The organism is Aromatoleum toluclasticum ATCC 700605 (assembly GCF_000378245.1).
Lineage (GTDB): Bacteria > Pseudomonadota > Gammaproteobacteria > Burkholderiales > Rhodocyclaceae > Aromatoleum > Aromatoleum toluclasticum.
Genome location: NZ_KB899496.1, coordinates 328,564 through 344,215, shown reverse-complemented (window position 1 = coordinate 344,215; position 15,652 = coordinate 328,564). Strand labels below are relative to the sequence as shown.

The following is a 15,652-nucleotide window of genomic DNA, read 5'->3' as shown; positions in this document are numbered from 1 at the left end:
TTGAGGCTGTGCGCGTGCCGGAAGACGGTCTCAAGCTCACGGGCGCGCGCCTGCGGATCGGCCTCGCGCTCGAGCGCCAGCAGCCCGCCCGAGATCGCCCGCACGTGCTCGTCCGCTTCGGCGTGGAAGGTCGCGCGCAGTCTGGCGAGAAACGCCTGCTCGTCCATACTCACCGGACCTCCGCCTGCGCCTCGTGCACCCGGTAGCGCGCCACCATCTGCGTGAGCCGCTCGCCCAGCAGCTTCAGCTCGTGGGCCGCGCCCTCCAACTGGCGCGCGCCATCGGCGTTCTGCGCGCTCGCCTGGCGGATCCCCTCCATCGCCGCCGCCACCTGATCCACGCCCACCAGCTGCTGCTGGCTGGAGACCGAAATCTGCGCCGCCGCCTGCGCCGATTCGCCCATGCCGGCGGCCAGCGATTGAATCGACTGCCCCGCCTGCGCCGATTGGGCAACCCCCGCCTCGACCGCCTTGCTGCCCTGCTCGGTCACCAGTACCGCCGCGCTGGTCGCCTTCTGGATGTCATTGAGGATCGTGCGCACCTGGGCGGTCGCCTGCTTCGACTGCTCGGCCAGACTCCTGACCTCCTGCGCGACGACCGCGAAGCCCTTGCCTGACTCGCCCGCCTTGGCCGCCTCGATCGAGGCATTGACCGCCAGCAGGTTCGACTGCGCCGCCAGATCCTCGACCGTGGCCACGATCTGGCCCACCGTCTGGTTGAGCTCGCTCAGACGCAGCATGCTGTCGGTGATCGCCGCCATCTGCTCGCGGATGCGCCCCATCCCCTCGATCGTCTGCTCGGTCGCCTGGCGCCCGTTTTGCGCCACCTGCGCGACCTTCTGGGCCGTTTCCGACACCGCCCGCGCCTTCTGGCTTGACAGCTCGGCGGTCTGGCGCAATTCCTCGACCGTGGTGGTGGTCTCGCCCACCGCAGCGGCCGTCTGCGAGGCGCTCGCAGCAAACTGCGCCGTCGAGGCCGAGATCTCGCTCGCCGACGTACCCAGCACGCCGATCCCTTCGCCCAGTTCCGTGGTCAGCCCGCGCAGATTCTTCACCATCTCGGCAAAGGCCACCCCCAGCACGTCGCCGCGCGAGCGCGGCTCGACGTTGATGCTCAGATCGCCCGCCGCAATCCGACCCGCCACCCCCGCCATGCCCTGCAGCGTCTCCACCATCGTCGCAAACGCCGCCCCCAAGGCATCATCCTTCGAGCGCGGCGTGACCTTCACGCCCAGATCACCCGCCGCAATCCGGTCCGCCACCGCCGTCATATCTTGCAGTGCAGCGGTCATCCGCGCAAACGCCTGCATCAGCATGCCGACTTCGTCGGCACGCGCGCTCGCCGGAACGGTGACATCGAGCTCGCCCGCGGCGATGCGTTCGGCGATGGCGGCCACCCGTTTCAGCGGATCGGCGATGATGCGGCTCAACAACACCGCCAGCCCGACACCGAGCGAGAGCGCCAGCGCGCCGATCGCGACGAACAGCTGCAGCGACGCGCGCGCGCGCGCCGCGGACTCCTCGACCGCGCCGCGGGCGCGCTCGTGTGCCGCATCGCTCAACTCGCGCGCGAGCGTCCTGATTTTCTCGAATTGCTGCGTTTGTATGCCTGCACTGAACTGCTTCGCTGCCTCCATGTTCCCCGTGGAGATCAGGGCAATTGTCCGCTCGCGCGCCTCGCGAAGGGCTTCGAGAGTACTTCTCAGGTCGGCCAGCCCGGCGGAAAACGCCGGATCGCTCCGCCCCGCCTCCACGAATGTCGCCAAGCTCCGGTCGATCTGGCCATCGTACCTGTGGAGCTCTTGCCCCAAAGTCTGCCGCTGTACCGTATCCGTCGTCATGATCATTTCCAGCATCAGGGCGCGTTGTCGATGCAGGTCGGCGCGCAGATCCATGATTCGATCGACGATGGTGAAATCCCTTTCAAAAAGCCGTCGCTGGGAGGCTTCGGTGGCGACGATCCCGCCATATGCGGCGACGGTCACGATGACGAGAAGGACGATCATCAGTCCGAATCCCAGCAGCAACTTGGTCCGTGTCGATAGATCCAGCAAGCGGTTCATCGTTCCAGCCCCCTTGATCTGCTGTGGTAATAGCCGTTTTTCTGCGCCCCAGTTCACGTATCGACCTCTTCATCGATGATGATCCGCGGATCTGCTGCAATTCGCTCCGCGGCGAGTATGACCAGTCGCTCGGCGGTCACGCCGAGCAGGTACTCGGCGCGGATGCCGGTCAGCGTCGGCAGGGAGGACTGGATGGCGTCGCGCGAGACGGTACGCACGCCGACGATGCTGTCGGCCAGCAGGCCGAACTCCATGCCTCGCGCCTGCACGAGCAGGATCACGTGCAGGTCGGTGATGCCCCGCTCGGGCAGTTCGAAGAATTTCTTGGGATCAATGACCGGCAAGATGCGCCCGCGCACATTGACCAATCCAAGCAGGAAGGGTGGCGTGCACGGCAGCGGCGTGAGGTCCTCGAGCGGATGGACTTCGCGCACAAAGGCTGCCTCGATCGCGTAGCGCTCGTCGGCGAGTCCGAACTCGATCAGCTCGATCCGGGCATCGGCCGATGCCGCAACCTCGGGTTCGCGCGCGAGCGCCAAGGCTCGGGCACGCAGAATATGAGTGACGTCGTCGGGGGTGGGATCAGGTAAGAGTGTCATGGTGGCAGCGCGATCGCTTGCAGGCGGGGCTCAGGGAGTCATCTCGGCTTGTTGCAAGGCAGCGATGATCGCGGCAAGGCGCCCCGCCGTGAGCCCCTCCCCTTCGAGCAGGTGCGCCTCAGGCTGGAGCGCTCGCGCGAGCGTGAGTGCATTGTCGAAATGCTTGTTGGCCGCGGCAGACTCGCCCCGGCTGCGCGCAAGATTCCCCAGCGCGAAATGCGCGAGGACGAATTCCGGATCCAGATACAGCGCACGTCGGTACGCCGACAACGCTTCGTCCGGTGCCCCTCGCTCCTGCAGGATGTTGGCGCGCAGATAATGGCTGACCGGATCGCACTTATCGGCCGCGATCGCGCGCTCGCAATTCACGAGGGCCACGGCGAGTTGGCCTTGGTTGGCCCTAATGCGCGCAAGCAATACCAACGCGGCGGCCGGGGTGCCTATGGCGGCGGCGGATTCGAACTCGGCGAGCAACGCCGCCGCTTCAGCATAGCGGCCCTGCTCGTAATGCACCCGGGCCTGTTCGTACGGACCGGCAGCGGCTTCCGTCCCGGCTGCCTTCATCGGCTCGCGCGGCAAGGACGGCGCCGCGGCCACAAACGCGGAGGCGCCCGGCACGGCGTTCGGCTCCATTGGCGGAGGCGTTTGTGCGCGCGGCGAACGGGCCGCGGCCACACGTGAGTGCGAGGAGTCCTTGCGGTACAGGATCACCCCGGGGAAATGCACGGGCACCAGTTCGGACAGTACGACGAGCGACAGCTCGTTGGGGCCCACCACGAGCCAACCGCCTTCGACGAGGCAATGCGCGAGGTTGCGGATCACCTGCGCGGCTTGCTCCGCCGTAAAGTAGATCAGGACGTTGCGGCACAGAATCAGATCCACCGCGTTGGTCTGGTTCAGCAACGAGGGATAGACGTCTTCAGCCAGGTTGAGCGGGAAGAAATCCACCATTTCCCGGATCTCGGCCCGCAGCTGCCAGCGACCCTCGCCGGCGGGGACGCAGTAACGCATCCGGAAGTTGGGCGGGGTGCCCCGAAAGGACCATTCGCTGAACACCGCGTGGCGCGCTTTTTGCAGAAATCTCGGATTGATGTCCGAGCCCTGCACCGTCACGTGCCATCGCTCCTGATCGGGAAGCGCCTTGCGCAGCGTGATCGCCAGGGAATACGCTTCCTCGCCCGTACAGCATGCCGCGCTCCAGACGCGCAGCCGCCGCTCGCTCCTGTGGCGCGATTCGATCAACTCGGGCAGCACGTGCGCTTCGAGGACGTCGAAGAGCCGCGTGTCACGAAGGAAATAAGTCTCTCCCACTGTGAGGTGGCTCGCGAGAACCTCGATCTGGCGCTGGCTGAGCGGCGCAGACAGTAGCCATCGGATACAGTCATCCACCTGCTCGAAACCGAATTCGCGGGCCGCGTAACGCATGCCGCGCAGCAAATCCGCACTGCGCCTGGGCGTGAAGTTCAGCCCCAGCTGCCTGGCGAGCAGCTGGCTGAGGCGTTCAAGGATTGCGCTCGCGGCGCCCTCGCTCACGGCATCCCCCCTGCGGCGCCCATCGCTTCATCCAGGGCGTGCTCCTCGTCGAGGGACAGGAATCCGTCGAGATCGTGCACGAGGATCATGCCGTCGGCGAGCTTGACGACGCCGGCGAGCTGCGCGAACTCAGGCAGGATGTGCTCGGCCGCCACCCGCTGCGCGGGATCGCAGGGCATCACGTCGACGGCGGAGTCGACCACCAGCGCAACGATGCGCCGCATCGTGTGCGCGATGATGAACTGGTCCTGCGGTCCGATCGACCGCTGCGGCAAACCGAAACGCTTGCGCGTATCGACGACCGGCATCACGCAGCCGTGCACGTTTATGATGCCTAGGACGATTTCCGGCGCAGCTGGCAGACGTGTGATTTCAACCGCGCGGACCACCCGCTCGACTCTGGAGAGGGGCACGGCGTAGCGCGCCCCGACCAAGGTGAACACGACCAGCGGCTCGGGCATAGTCATGCGTGCGACGTCGCCACTTCGCCGTAGTGCGGCTCGCAAGCCATGAGCAAGGATGCCTCCCGCGAAGCACAGTGGACAAAGGCGCGATCGATCTCGGGCTCTTTGAATGGGATGTCACGCTGCTCAGTGAGCGCGGTGTGTCCCGTACCAAAGTCGTCAATTGACAGGTCGATGTTCTTGAGCCGCAATCGCGTCAGGATCTGGAGATCGCAAGGGATCGACCCGATCGGATCGATCCCTACATCGAGGACATGCATGGCGTCGGCAGCCCGCGGACACGCCACCAGTTGGAAATATCCGAGAATCGCGAGCTGGTGCGTCAGGAGTTCCGGCTTGGAGCTCTCGTCGTCGACAATCGGCGCTTTCATTCCCCTTCTCCCTGACTAACTCTTTTCTTTCGGTCCACCGCCCGTTCACTTGGAGATCGACTACTGCGTGCCCCCGCCATGAGCCGCATCCCTTGCCTTGATTCGTCCCCACGGAACAACCGTCTGCCCGGAGTCTGCGCGCGCATAGCCTACCATCCCGAGCGGTGGGGCAAGCCATCTTTCACGATGACCTGCGGCATTACAACGTTTGCCGGGGAAGTGACGGGAATCACAATAAAACCATTTAAATTCAATGGTTATTTACATACTCATGCATATGTTCATTGTCGTCGAACATGACTACAGCGCAGACCCGCGTGGTCGTCGGTCATGCCTTTCAGATGAACGTAGGCTTGTTTTTCTGGGCGCCGCCCGTTCGAAACATCTCCCGGCGAACGAACGGCGGACCGTGACCGTCGAGGCTGTCGTCGATCTGGCGGTTACCAGCGTATGGAGCAGACCGGAATCGGCGTCGACACCGATGTGCGCCTTCATGCCGGAGTGCCACTGCCTGCCTTTCTTGGCTTGATGCATTTCGGGGTCGCGGGCTTGCTCCCGATTCTTCGTCGAGGGCGGCACGGCGATCAGGGTGGCATCGACGATGGTGCTTTCGCGCATTATCAAGCCTTCCTTTGCAGGGTGAGCGGTGATCGTCTCGAAGATCTTGCGTGTCAGCTCGTGAGTCTCGAGGACACGCCGGAAGTTGAGCCGCGCCGTTGCCGACTCGCGCGCCAGATCGATGCCGACAAAGCGGCGGATCGACCGGTTATCATAGACGGCGATCCTAGATCGAGGCATTCGAGGGGCTCGAGGACTTGCGCAATACGCAGCAGACACGCCATCGGCTGAGTGAACTGCTCACGGTGGCGGTGTGCGCGGTCTTAAGCGACGCCGACGACTTCGAGGGGAGCTCACCATGGGGCGGAGCCAAGCCTGTGGGGGAAGGGTGAACCTGGGCTCGTGGACGGTAACTCGGAAGCTGCTCGGCTTCACCCCTGATTCATGTTAGTTCGGCACGTCTTGCTTCCGAGCAGGCGACTCAACGTCAGTTGAGTGCGGGATCCGCGAGCATATCCATGGTCAAAGCGATCTCGGTCGGCGTATCGACGAACAGCACGCTGCACACTTTTCTTGCACCACACATTACTGCTTCCGCGAGTTCGCGCACAAACGCCCGATCATCGGATTCGGTAAACAGCGGAATTGTAATGGTCCGCCCGGCAAGCTTTCCCGGATCGGACAGGATTGTGCGCACAAGTTTAGGGAGTGGACGTCTGCCTTCCGGGACGGTGTCAACTGGGGCTGAATGGGTCGAGGACGACCCCGCGCTTGAGACGGCTGCCGACTCCTCGATTCCAAGGCGACAGTGCACATGCGTTCCCTTTGCATACCAGCATATCCAGGTCGCCTCGCCTAACGTGGGGGTCTGCGCCTCTGCGCCTGTGGCTGCGAGGGCGAACAGCAGACTCGTCATCAAATGGTTCACCCGTATGCCGCGGATCCATTGCAATACGATAGTTGATTGCAGCAGAGACAGGAGTTTCATAGTGGCCACCAGTAAGCGATACCGAAGGGTATTCGGAACGCATGCAGGTGGAAATTCGCAAAGTTTCGTGACGCTCTGCGTAGAACTACCTACACGCCCACACCCGCCCCGGTCGCTATGGGGTAGTGGCTCACGCGAAGCAGAGGCGTCGAGGCGGAGCGCGTCTATCGTTAGCGTCCTCGTCACCCCGCCCTCAAGTGCTCTCACTCCACCGTTTTGGTAGAGTCGTCACATGAACCCGGTGTCGAAGTCAGATTCGTCGGTAATCATCGAAGGTTGGCGAAACTTCTGACATTACCCCCGTATCCATTGCGGGTGGACACATGAACACGCTGATCTAGCCAGCTTCGCCGATATGGCGCGCGCGGTGTGGTACGGGCTCGGATTGCCGCGGCGTGCCAGCAGTCCAAAGTGTCGATCGCTGGCGCGCGACGAATCGTTGGATGGAACCCACCGACGAGTTAGCCGGATCTAAGATGAAGTGATCATGGGTCCTGGGCCGGTCGACTTCGAAGCCGCCTACTTCTTCTTGCCTTTTGCCTGGGCTAGTGCGCTGGCCGCAGCGGTTTTCGACTGAGCGCTGGTCCGGCTGTCCTGAAGGACTTTGGATGCTGCCGACGCTGCAGGCGCCGAGGTTTGCTTTTTCGGTGCGCCCGTTTGTGACAACGTGCTCGCGGCAGCGGTCTTCGATTTTGCGCCGGTCGAATTGCTCTGCAACGTCTTCGACGCCGCGGTTGCGGCCTTGCTGCCAGTAGTCTTGTTGTTTGCCATGTTCTGGTCAATTTCGGACTGCGAAAAAAGGAATACCGCTTGAAGTAGCGCGCCGTAGCAGGACACGGTTGCTGACAAGAATATACCTCTTTCATGGGGCATCCGTTCCATGCCAAAAGTATAACTCGCTCGTCATGCTGTGTGGTTCTGCTGCCCCACCCTACTCTCCGGCACGTCCTTCGCACCGCCAGAACTTGACATTAACCCCCTTTGAACGAGCAAGGACCGCCGCGCCGACTCTGTTTCGCCCCATTCAGAACCCGCTTCCCTACCCCCCTCAACCACTCAGTCCGGGTTGAGGGCCCGGTCAGCACGCAGCGTCTCGACTGCGAGGTCGACGAAACTTCGCACTTTGGCAGACGCGTGGCGGCCCTCACGGTGGATGACATGCACCGGCAGTTTGGTTCCTTCGTAACCTTGGAGCACTGCCCTCAGTTCCCCCGATTCGAGTTGGGGTGCCACCTGATAGGACAACAAGCGCGTCAGTCCATAGCCGCGGCATGCAGCCTCGAGCGGACCGTCATTGGTATTCACGACGATCTGTGGCTGCACACGCACGGTGAGCTTCCCATATGCTCCCGCGAAAACCCAATCGTTCGTCGGCGAGATGCCGCTGGAGGCGATCAGGCGATGACCACCAAGATCGTTTGGCGATTGCGGAGCTCCATGCTGATGGAGATAGGCCGGAGCGCCGACCACGATCCGTCGCACGTACCCGACACGGATGGCACGCAGCGACGAGTCAGGCAGTTCGCCGATACGGACGCCAACATCCATTCCCTCATCCACGAGGTTCACAATCCGATCGACGAACAGCGCGGACACCGTGGTTTGATCGAACGCGGCCTGATACTCGGTAATGATCGGCATTACGTGCAGCTTGCCGAAGAGCACCGGCGCCGTGACCGTCAGATGCCCGCGCGGAGTGGCGTTGATGCCCGTTGCGGCGGCATCGGCCTCGTCCAGTTCAACCATGATGCGGCGCGCATCCTCCAGGTAGCGCGCACCGGCTTCGGTTACCCGCACGACACGCGTAGTGCGGGCGAGCAGACGCACGCCCAGGCGCTCTTCGAGTGCAACCACGGCGCGCGTCACAGCGGGCGGCGAAAGCCTCAGACGACGGGCCGCCCCGGCAAAGCTCTGCGCCTCGGCGACTGCGACAAAGACGTTCATCAGGTGAAAGCGGTCCATCAGTATTACGGCAAACGGAATAATGAATTGCATTGTACGGCCATTCTTTCCTTCAATCGCCTTTGGCAAAGTGGTGACCGTCGACGGTACAGCGACACCTCAGTCCCCTCACCACCGCTAAGGAGAAACATCATGGCCCGCATCAACGTCGTCACGCACGAGACCGCCAACGCTGAACAGAAGGCGCTTTTCGACGCGATCCAGTCTCGGCTCGGCATCGTCCCGAACTTCCTGAAGGTCTTCGCGAATTCACCGGATGCCCTCAAGGCCTTCCTTGGCCTGCACGGCATCGCCAGCGCCGGCAGCCTCGACGCACTGACCCGCGAGCGCATTGCCCTCGCCCTGGCGCAGCAGAATGCCTGCCAGTACTGCTTGTCGGCGCACACCGCAATCGGCCGCAAGGTGGGCCTCGACAACGCGGAGATCGAAGCCAACCGGGCGGGCGGCAGCCAGGACACGAAGGCCGCTGCAGCCGTGAGGTTTGCCCGTGCCCTCGTCGCGCACTCCGGCGAGGTCACAGCGGCCGAGCTGGCCGACGTCCGCACCGTCGGCTACGGCGATGCGGAGATCGTCGAGATCATCACCCACGTCGGCATGAACATCCTGACGAACATCCTCGGCAAGGCCAGCCGCGTCGACATCGACTTCCCGAAGGTCGAACTGCGGGTCGCCGCCTGAGATCAATGCGATTGCGGAAGGGCTTGCTCCCTTCCGCTCTGCACCGGGGAGGTCTCCATGACCAACGCATTCATGCAAATAGCCTTCACCCCTAGCGTGCGGGCACTGCAGGCGCGCATGGGGAGCCGCGATGCGTACGCAGGCGGCGAGCACCACGGGATTGAGGCGCCCGTGCTCGGTCCCTACGAGATGGACTTCATCGCGGCGCGCGACAGCTTCTATCTGGGTACGGTGAGCGAAACCGGCTGGCCGTATGTCCAGCATCGCGGCGGGCCGCCGGGTTTTCTCAAGGTGCTCGATTCGCACACGGTCGGGTTCGCCGATTTCAGCGGCAACCGCCAGTACATTTCGACAGGCAACCTCGTCGGCGACGACCGTGTCAGCCTGTTCCTGATGGACTATCCGCATCAGGCGCGCCTGAAGATCCTCGGAAGGGCACGGGTCATCGACGAGGACAGCGAACCGGAATTGCTGGCACGGTTAGACAACCCGCACTACCGCGCACGTGTCGAGCGCGGCATCGTGATCCGCATCGAGGGCTTCGACTGGAACTGCCCGAAGTACATCACTCCACGCTATACGGAAGATGAAGTCGCGCAGCGGATCAGGGACGCTATCGAGGCGCACGCCCGAACCGTATCGGGCGGAAACCCCGGATCCACGGGGCCGCTCGGCAGCGGGGAACTTGCGCTCGCGATCACCGGTGTCCGGCAACTGACCTCGCGCGTGCGAGCCTATGAATTGCGCGCAGAAGACTGGGGCCGCTTGCCGCCGGCGGAGGCCGGTTCACACCTCGAAGTGCCGATAAGGCTTGCCGACGGATCCGTCGTCACACGGCAATACTCGTTTGCCGCCGACCCCGCAAACCGCGATGTCTATGAAATTGCCGTGCTCCGCGAGAGCGATGGACACGGAGGCTCGGTCGCGATCCATGAGACGTGGCAGATCGGCACGCGGTTGCGTGTGTCGCGGCCGATCAACCACTTTGCGCTGCACCCCGATCCGCGGGCGGCGGTGCTGATTGCCGGCGGCATCGGGATCACCCCGATCAGGGCCATGGCCCTGGCGCTTCGGCGGCGCGGCACTCCATTCGAACTGCACTACACGGGACGCACAGCTTCAGATATGGCTTATCGCGAGCAACTCGCGGCCGAGCTGCCAAGCGCCTACTTCACCTATTTCAGTCGCGTCCCGGGGCAACGCCGGCTCGACGTCTCCGAGGTGCTGCGGCATGCGCTTGCGGTCGCGGTGTTCTACGTCTGCGGACCTGCGTCCTTGATCGAGGCTGTGCGCACCGAGGCCCGACGACTCGGCATCGCGCCGGAGCGGGTGCAGTCCGAGTCCTTCTACTGACCGAACCGCCCGAAAAGATCCGATCACCCTTGACAGGGATCGTTGTGGTGCGCTCTCACACCGCCCCGCCCACATCAGTCACAGCCATCGGCACGACACCGCACTTCGGGCGTGGTCCTCGTGACAGCCCGCATCGCCAGCATGGTGACCGCGACGCCGCCGATGAGAGCCAGATAAGTCGGCAACGCCCATGGCCAGAACGCAGGAATCGCCGCGAGCAGCAAGGTATCGTTGCCTCCCGGGATCAGGGCCACACCAATCCCCATCAGCGCGCCGCCACAAGCAGCGCGCAAGAAAACGGGGGCTGGCGCGGTGCGCAGATGGAAGGAGTTGCGCTGCCGTGCTGAAAGCAACATGCCCGCCAGAACGCTGGTCACGAGCAGCGCATGAAAACCGGATGGCGGGACCACCGCGCCGAGCCACGCGCCCGCTTCGCTGCGGAGGAAATTGGTGTAGGTCCAGGCGCCCTGCAACGGGTAAAGGGTGCCGGCGGCGACGCCCATCAAGGCGGCGGCCGGCGCCGGCTGGTAGGTGGGTTGGCCAAGTATCTCCCGGATCGTGGTCGCGGGCACCGCTGCATGCAGGAGGCGAAACGCTTCCCGCACGCACCAGAGCAGCAAACCCACCAGCAGCAAGACAGCCCAGGGCGGGTGGGTCATCCACGGCGAAGCGGGCATGGGCTGAGCGGAAACGCCACCACTGACGATGAACGCCTGGCCGAATGCGACGCCCGCCGCGAGTCCGACGAGCGTCGCCAGCATCGACAACTCGCCGTCGATCAAGCGCTGGACCGTGGACAGCGAGCACCCGCCATTGAGCGCGGCGCCAACACCAAAGACGAAGCCGCCTGCGAGCGAGAACGATGGACTCCAGGCGACCGGCGCCTGCAGCGTGCCGGGCCCGATAAATCCCACCACACCTGCAATAGCCGCTGCCCACAAGGCCGCGCGGGCAAAACTGCCGAACATGTGCGCGGTCCCCGAACTCATGACTTCCGCGACGGCCTTTACCGTGCACAGGCTCGCACGATGGGCCGCAAAGCCGACTATGGCGGCGAGCAGGAGCGCACCGGCGTGAAGCAGGGTCATTGTGCTCCCCTACACCAGGCTCACGTCCGCGGGGCTGACCAGCAGGCATCGGTCGGCCCCGCAGCACACGAGTTTGTTGCAGGCGGTGCGCGCGGATGCCACGATGAAGCTGTTCTCGACCGCTGCGCCGCGACGGCGAACCTCGCTTGCGAGACGATCAAAGATCGCGGGCCGCAGTCGCACGAGCCGTCCGACATAATGTTGCAACTTCTCCACTTCGATCTCCTCGAACAGGGCGATGGCACTGCCTGCTCCGACACGCCCGGACCAGGGTACGCGGTCATCGCTCCTTCGAATTTGTCGCTTGCCGGCTTCGCACCCTTACAGCACGCCTCATGCAAAACACCGAGAAGGAGGCGCTGACTGAAATCGTCCTCGTCGGGGGCGGACACAGCCACGTTGAGGTGATCCGCCGCTTCGGCCTGGTGCCGCTGACGGGGGTGCGGCTCACCGTGATCCGCACCGATGCGCAGACGCCCTACTCCGGATGCTTCCGGGCTATGTCGCGAGCCATTATGAGGCCGAGGACATCCATATCGACCTGCCGCGCCTCGCCCACTGGGCTGGCGTCCGCTTCGTCATGGGGGGCCGACCCGGGTCGCCGGCCGCTGGGTGTGGCGCTGGAAGGACGCGATCGACCGGCGTTTCATGGCGCGGTATCGCGACTTGCCGGCGAGATGAGTGGTCTAACCAGCGAGCCCCTGGCAGTAGGCCTGCGTGACGGGGTGTCCGGGTGTGGTGAAGATGTGCTCCGTCGCCCCGCTCTCGACCACGCAGCCGCAGCCGTTCTCGACCCAGCACACGGCGACCGCGTCGGCGAGCCGTCGTGCCTGCGCGAGGTTGTGCGTGACCATCAGCATCGTGTAGCGGCCCTTCAGATCGCGGATCAGGCGTTCGACCGAGGCCGTCGCGATCGGGTCCAGCGCGCTGCAGGGTTCGTCGAGCAGCAGCACCTCGGGCGCGAGGACGATGGCCCGCGCGACGCACAGCCGCTGCTGCTGGCCGCCCGAGAGCGTGAGCGCCGACTGGTCGAGGCGTCCGGCCACCTCGCTCCACAGGCCGACGTCGCGCAGCGCGCGTTCGACCATGCGCTCGCGCACGTCGCGGCGGCCGATGCCATGTTCGCGCAAGGGGAAATGCAGGTTGTCGGCGATCGACAGGGGAAAGGGATTGGGCTGCTGGAACACCATCCCGACGCGCCGCCGCAGGAGCGGCAGGGACACGCCCTGCCCCGTCACGGAGGCGCCGCCGATGCGGATGTCGCCGCTGACGCGGCATCCGGGAACCATGTCGGTCATGCGGTTGATCGCGGCGAGCAGGCTGCTCTTGCCGCAACCGCTGGGGCCGACCAGCGCCATCAGCTCGCCCGGCGCGACGCTCAGGCTCGCATGCCGGACGGCCGGGCGGCTGCCGTAGGATACCGACACGTCATCCAGTTCGAGTGCGGGTGCAGCCGTCCGGTCGTCGATCATGCTGAAACTCCCCTTGAAATCCGGCCGAGCGCGACGGCGAGTGCCTGGATGCCGATGGCCAGCACCAGCAGGACCAGCGCGGTCGCGGCGGCATTGGTGCTGCCTCCCGATACGTTCATCGCGAGGTCGTAGATATGCACCGCGAGCGTGCGGCCCGAGTCGAACCAGCTCCCCGGCCAGCGCGTCACGTAGCCGGCGGTGAACAGCAGCACCGCCGTCTCGGCCAGCGCGCGGCCGGATGCGAGCACCACGCCCAGCGCGATGCCCGGGGCCGCGGTGGGCAGCAGGATGCGTCGCGCGAAACCCCAGCGCGACAGCGCCAGCGCCGCCGCAGCCTGGCGGTAGCCGGTGGGGCACTGGCGCAGCGACTGCTCGGCGGCGCGGATGAAAAGCGGCAGCACCATGCAGGCGAGCGTCAACCCGCCGGACAGGATGGAGAAACCCAGCCCCAGTTCGACCGCGAAGAAGCGGTTGCCGAACAGGCCGAAAACGATGGAGGGCACGCCGCCCAGGACGTCCAGCGTGAGCTGCAGGGCGCGTTCGAGCCGGCTCCCGGCGCGCACATGCTCGACCAGGAACAGCGCGCATCCCAGCCCCAGCGGCAGCACGACGCCCAGGCACACCGCGAGCACCCACAGCGTCGATACCAGCACGGAGCCGATGCCGCCGCCCAGTCCCGCATCGGTCGGGGCGCTCAGAAGGAAATCCGCGCCCAGCGCCGGCAGCCCGTCGACCAGCAGTTCGCCGATCAGCAGCAGCGGCACCAGCAGGGTCAGCATGGCGAGCAGGCCCATCCAGCGGCCGTGCAAGCGATCGCTGCGCCCCGCGCGATCCAGCGCTTCAACGCGCATCGCCCCTCCCCTCGCCGGCCGGCCCCGCCCCGAAGCGCCCGGCCATGGCCCGTGCGCCGAGCATGATCAGCGTCACCAGCACGAGCAGCAGCCATCCGCTGGCGAACAGCGCCGTCTGATGCGCACCGCTGGCGTAGGCCATCTCGAGCGCGATGTTGGCGGTGAGCGTGCGGATCGGCGAAGTGATGGTGGCGGGCAGCTGCACCACGTTGCCCGCCACCATCAGCACCGCCATCGTCTCGCCCAGCGCACGTCCGAGCTGCAGCAGGACGGCCGGAAGCAATTCGGGCGCGGCCGTCGGCAGGAGCACGCGGCGCACCGTCCCGCTGACCGAGGCGCCCAGCGCCATGGCCGCGGGGAGGTGGCGCCGCCGCGCCTCGTCGAGCGCGAGGTCGGCCTGCAGCACGAGGATGGGCAGGATCATCAACGCCAGCACCAGCGCCGCGGCGAGCAGGCTCGCCCCCGGCGGCGCCCAGCGATTGAGCCACGGCACCAGCGTCACCAGCCCCCAGAATCCGTACACCACCGACGGAATGCTTGCCAGCAGCCCCATCGCGCCGCGGTATAGCCCACCCAGCCACGGCGGCGCGAAGAAGCGCCCCCAGATCGCCAGCACCAGGCCGGGCGGCACGGCGAAAAGCAGGGCCAGCGCGCTCACCGTCAGCGAACCGACGAGCATCGCGAGCAGGCCGTAGGCACCGAGCGAAGGATGCCAGTCCAGCCGCCACAGCCCCGCGTCGGCAAAGAGCAGGCTGGCGCTCGCCGCCGTCAGGTAGACGAGGATCAGCGCGAGGATGGCCGCGACGGCGCCCGCGGAGACCGCGAGCGCGCGATACAGCAGGCGGTCAGCGGACGGCCGGCGGAACGAAATACTGGCCGGTGACAAGGTCGTTCACCTGGGGCGAGCGCGCGAACGCGACGAAATCGCGCGCGATGCCGGAAAGCTCGCCGCGATGGACGAGGTTCAGTGGCCGCGACAGCGGAAAGCGCCCGGCGGCGACCGTCGCGGTCGAGGGCTCGACGCCGTCGAGCGGCAGCAGGCGGACGGGCGTGCCGCGACCCGCCTCGTACTCGGCCGTGCCGATCGACACGTAGCCGATCGCCTGCGGGTTGCCCGCCACGGTCTTGATCCCCTGCTGGTTGTCGCCGATCACCACGTCCGCGCGAATGGCCGGAGCCTCGAGCTTGAGGTGGCTCAGGAAGAGCTCGAGCGTCGAGCGCCCTTCGGCCTTGTTCACCACCGTGATCGGCGCATCCGTGCCGCCGACCGCCTTCCAGTCGCGCAGTTTGCCGGTGTAGATCGCGATGATCTGCTCGCGCGTGAGCGCGGCCACCGGGTTGTCGCGATGCACGATCATCGCGATGCCATCTTGCGCGATGGTGTCGGCGACGAGATCGCCCTCGTCCGCCTTCAGCGCGCGCGACACCATGCCAATGTTCGCCAGGCCCTGGCGCACGTCGGCGACCCCGCGTGCCGAACCTCCGGCCTGCACGTCGACCTTGACACCCGGATGGGCGGCCTCGAAGCGTTCGGCGAGCACAGTCGCGAGCGGCGCAATGGTGCTCGAGCCGGTCAGGACGAGATGTTCGCCCGACTGGCGCGAGCAACCCGCGGCGAACAGGGCAGCCACGAGCGTCACCACGAAAAACAGGTTCCTCGGCACAAGTTTCAT

General features: G+C 65.5%; 16 protein-coding genes and 2 pseudogenes. 3 read left to right on the top strand and 15 right to left on the bottom strand.

Annotated elements, in window-relative coordinates; translation table 11 throughout:
• Nucleotides 1–169 precede the first annotated feature (169 nt).
• The 6 genes and pseudogenes from F464_RS0112895 to F464_RS28455 form a co-directional block, all read right to left on the bottom strand.
• On the bottom strand, nucleotides 170–2,062 hold the full coding sequence (locus F464_RS0112895) for a HAMP domain-containing methyl-accepting chemotaxis protein (protein ID WP_018990238.1): 1,893 nt from the start codon (nucleotides 2,060–2,062) through the stop codon (nucleotides 170–172).
• Between the two features lie 53 nt (nucleotides 2,063–2,115).
• Nucleotides 2,116–2,661: a chemotaxis protein CheW gene (locus tag F464_RS0112890; RefSeq protein ID WP_051092286.1), complete on the bottom strand. Its 546-nt coding sequence runs from the start codon at nucleotides 2,659–2,661 to the stop codon at nucleotides 2,116–2,118.
• 30 nt (nucleotides 2,662–2,691) lie between these two features.
• Nucleotides 2,692–4,194, bottom strand: a complete 1,503-nt coding sequence (locus tag F464_RS0112885) for a CheR family methyltransferase (RefSeq protein ID WP_018990236.1) — start codon at nucleotides 4,192–4,194, stop codon at nucleotides 2,692–2,694.
• Nucleotides 4,191–4,655 carry a chemotaxis protein CheW gene (locus tag F464_RS0112880; RefSeq protein WP_018990235.1) on the bottom strand — a complete coding sequence of 155 codons (465 nt, stop codon included), beginning with the start codon at nucleotides 4,653–4,655 and terminating at the stop codon, nucleotides 4,191–4,193. The genes F464_RS0112885 and F464_RS0112880 overlap by 4 nt, the downstream gene beginning before the upstream one ends.
• Nucleotides 4,656–4,657: 2 nt before the next feature.
• A complete protein-coding gene (locus F464_RS0112875) occupies nucleotides 4,658–5,029 on the bottom strand; it encodes an EAL domain-containing protein (protein ID WP_018990234.1) in 372 nt (123 codons plus the stop codon).
• A 387-nt stretch (nucleotides 5,030–5,416) separates the two neighbouring features.
• A pseudogene (locus F464_RS28455) lies at nucleotides 5,417–5,809 on the bottom strand (transposase); the annotation flags it as partial.
• Between the two features lie 8 nt (nucleotides 5,810–5,817).
• Here F464_RS28455 and F464_RS30350 point away from each other — a divergent pair.
• Nucleotides 5,818–5,961: pseudogene (locus F464_RS30350) on the top strand (transposase family protein); the annotation flags it as partial.
• Nucleotides 5,962–6,074: 113 nt separating this feature from the next.
• Here the strand turns inward: F464_RS30350 and F464_RS30925 are convergent.
• From F464_RS30925 to F464_RS0112850, 3 genes are all read right to left on the bottom strand, one after another.
• Nucleotides 6,075–6,575, bottom strand: coding sequence for a hypothetical protein (locus tag F464_RS30925; protein ID WP_157353737.1), 501 nt, complete (start codon nucleotides 6,573–6,575; stop codon nucleotides 6,075–6,077).
• 519 nt (nucleotides 6,576–7,094) lie between these two features.
• Nucleotides 7,095–7,424, bottom strand: a complete 330-nt coding sequence (locus tag F464_RS30345) for a hypothetical protein (RefSeq protein WP_198292263.1) — start codon at nucleotides 7,422–7,424, stop codon at nucleotides 7,095–7,097.
• A gap of 207 nt (nucleotides 7,425–7,631) precedes the next feature.
• Nucleotides 7,632–8,570, bottom strand: coding sequence for a LysR family transcriptional regulator (locus tag F464_RS0112850; RefSeq protein ID WP_232428908.1), 939 nt, complete (start codon nucleotides 8,568–8,570; stop codon nucleotides 7,632–7,634).
• 99 nt (nucleotides 8,571–8,669) lie between these two features.
• Here F464_RS0112850 and F464_RS0112845 point away from each other — a divergent pair, with 99 nt between their 5' ends.
• Complete coding sequence (locus F464_RS0112845; RefSeq protein ID WP_018990230.1) at nucleotides 8,670–9,215, top strand: carboxymuconolactone decarboxylase family protein; 546 nt, start codon at nucleotides 8,670–8,672, stop codon at nucleotides 9,213–9,215.
• 189 nt (nucleotides 9,216–9,404) lie between these two features.
• Nucleotides 9,405–10,568: a pyridoxamine 5'-phosphate oxidase family protein gene (locus tag F464_RS0112840; RefSeq protein WP_232428906.1), complete on the top strand. Its 1,164-nt coding sequence runs from the start codon at nucleotides 9,405–9,407 to the stop codon at nucleotides 10,566–10,568.
• 74 nt (nucleotides 10,569–10,642) lie between these two features.
• On the opposite strand, the gene F464_RS0112835 is transcribed toward F464_RS0112840, so the two are convergent.
• The 6 genes from F464_RS0112835 to F464_RS0112810 form a co-directional block, all read right to left on the bottom strand.
• On the bottom strand, nucleotides 10,643–11,656 hold the full coding sequence (locus F464_RS0112835; RefSeq protein WP_018990228.1) for a YeeE/YedE thiosulfate transporter family protein: 1,014 nt from the start codon (nucleotides 11,654–11,656) through the stop codon (nucleotides 10,643–10,645).
• Between the two features lie 9 nt (nucleotides 11,657–11,665).
• Complete coding sequence (locus F464_RS0112830) at nucleotides 11,666–11,872, bottom strand: hypothetical protein (RefSeq protein WP_018990227.1); 207 nt, start codon at nucleotides 11,870–11,872, stop codon at nucleotides 11,666–11,668.
• A 470-nt stretch (nucleotides 11,873–12,342) separates the two neighbouring features.
• Nucleotides 12,343–13,128 carry a phosphate ABC transporter ATP-binding protein gene (locus tag F464_RS28450; protein WP_018990226.1) on the bottom strand — a complete coding sequence of 262 codons (786 nt, stop codon included), beginning with the start codon at nucleotides 13,126–13,128 and terminating at the stop codon, nucleotides 12,343–12,345.
• On the bottom strand, nucleotides 13,125–13,979 hold the full coding sequence (gene pstA / locus F464_RS0112820) for a phosphate ABC transporter permease PstA (protein WP_018990225.1): 855 nt from the start codon (nucleotides 13,977–13,979) through the stop codon (nucleotides 13,125–13,127). Before pstA ends, F464_RS28450 begins: the two co-directional genes overlap by 4 nt.
• Nucleotides 13,969–14,865 carry a PstC family ABC transporter permease gene (locus F464_RS28445; protein WP_018990224.1) on the bottom strand — a complete coding sequence of 299 codons (897 nt, stop codon included), beginning with the start codon at nucleotides 14,863–14,865 and terminating at the stop codon, nucleotides 13,969–13,971. The genes pstA and F464_RS28445 overlap by 11 nt, the downstream gene beginning before the upstream one ends.
• Nucleotides 14,825–15,652 carry a phosphate ABC transporter substrate-binding protein gene (locus F464_RS0112810; RefSeq protein ID WP_018990223.1) on the bottom strand — a complete coding sequence of 276 codons (828 nt, stop codon included), beginning with the start codon at nucleotides 15,650–15,652 and terminating at the stop codon, nucleotides 14,825–14,827. Before F464_RS0112810 ends, F464_RS28445 begins: the two co-directional genes overlap by 41 nt.

Coding starts and splice junctions, on each gene's coding strand:
- F464_RS0112895 (WP_018990238.1), bottom strand. CDS start 2,062: ATGAACCGCTTGCTGGATCTATCGACACGGACCAAGTTGCTGCTGGGA.
- F464_RS0112890 (WP_051092286.1), bottom strand. CDS start 2,661: ATGACACTCTTACCTGATCCCACCCCCGACGACGTCACTCATATTCTG.
- F464_RS0112880 (WP_018990235.1), bottom strand. CDS start 4,655: ATGCCCGAGCCGCTGGTCGTGTTCACCTTGGTCGGGGCGCGCTACGCC.
- F464_RS0112875 (WP_018990234.1), bottom strand. CDS start 5,029: ATGAAAGCGCCGATTGTCGACGACGAGAGCTCCAAGCCGGAACTCCTG.
- F464_RS30925 (WP_157353737.1), bottom strand. CDS start 6,575: ATGAAACTCCTGTCTCTGCTGCAATCAACTATCGTATTGCAATGGATC.
- F464_RS0112850 (WP_232428908.1), bottom strand. CDS start 8,570: ATGCAATTCATTATTCCGTTTGCCGTAATACTGATGGACCGCTTTCAC.
- F464_RS0112845 (WP_018990230.1), top strand. CDS start 8,670: ATGGCCCGCATCAACGTCGTCACGCACGAGACCGCCAACGCTGAACAG.
- F464_RS0112840 (WP_232428906.1), top strand. CDS start 9,405: ATGGACTTCATCGCGGCGCGCGACAGCTTCTATCTGGGTACGGTGAGC.
- F464_RS0112835 (WP_018990228.1), bottom strand. CDS start 11,656: ATGACCCTGCTTCACGCCGGTGCGCTCCTGCTCGCCGCCATAGTCGGC.
- F464_RS28450 (WP_018990226.1), bottom strand. CDS start 13,128: ATGATCGACGACCGGACGGCTGCACCCGCACTCGAACTGGATGACGTG.
- pstA (WP_018990225.1), bottom strand. CDS start 13,979: ATGCGCGTTGAAGCGCTGGATCGCGCGGGGCGCAGCGATCGCTTGCAC.
- F464_RS0112810 (WP_018990223.1), bottom strand. CDS start 15,652: ATGAAACTTGTGCCGAGGAACCTGTTTTTCGTGGTGACGCTCGTGGCT.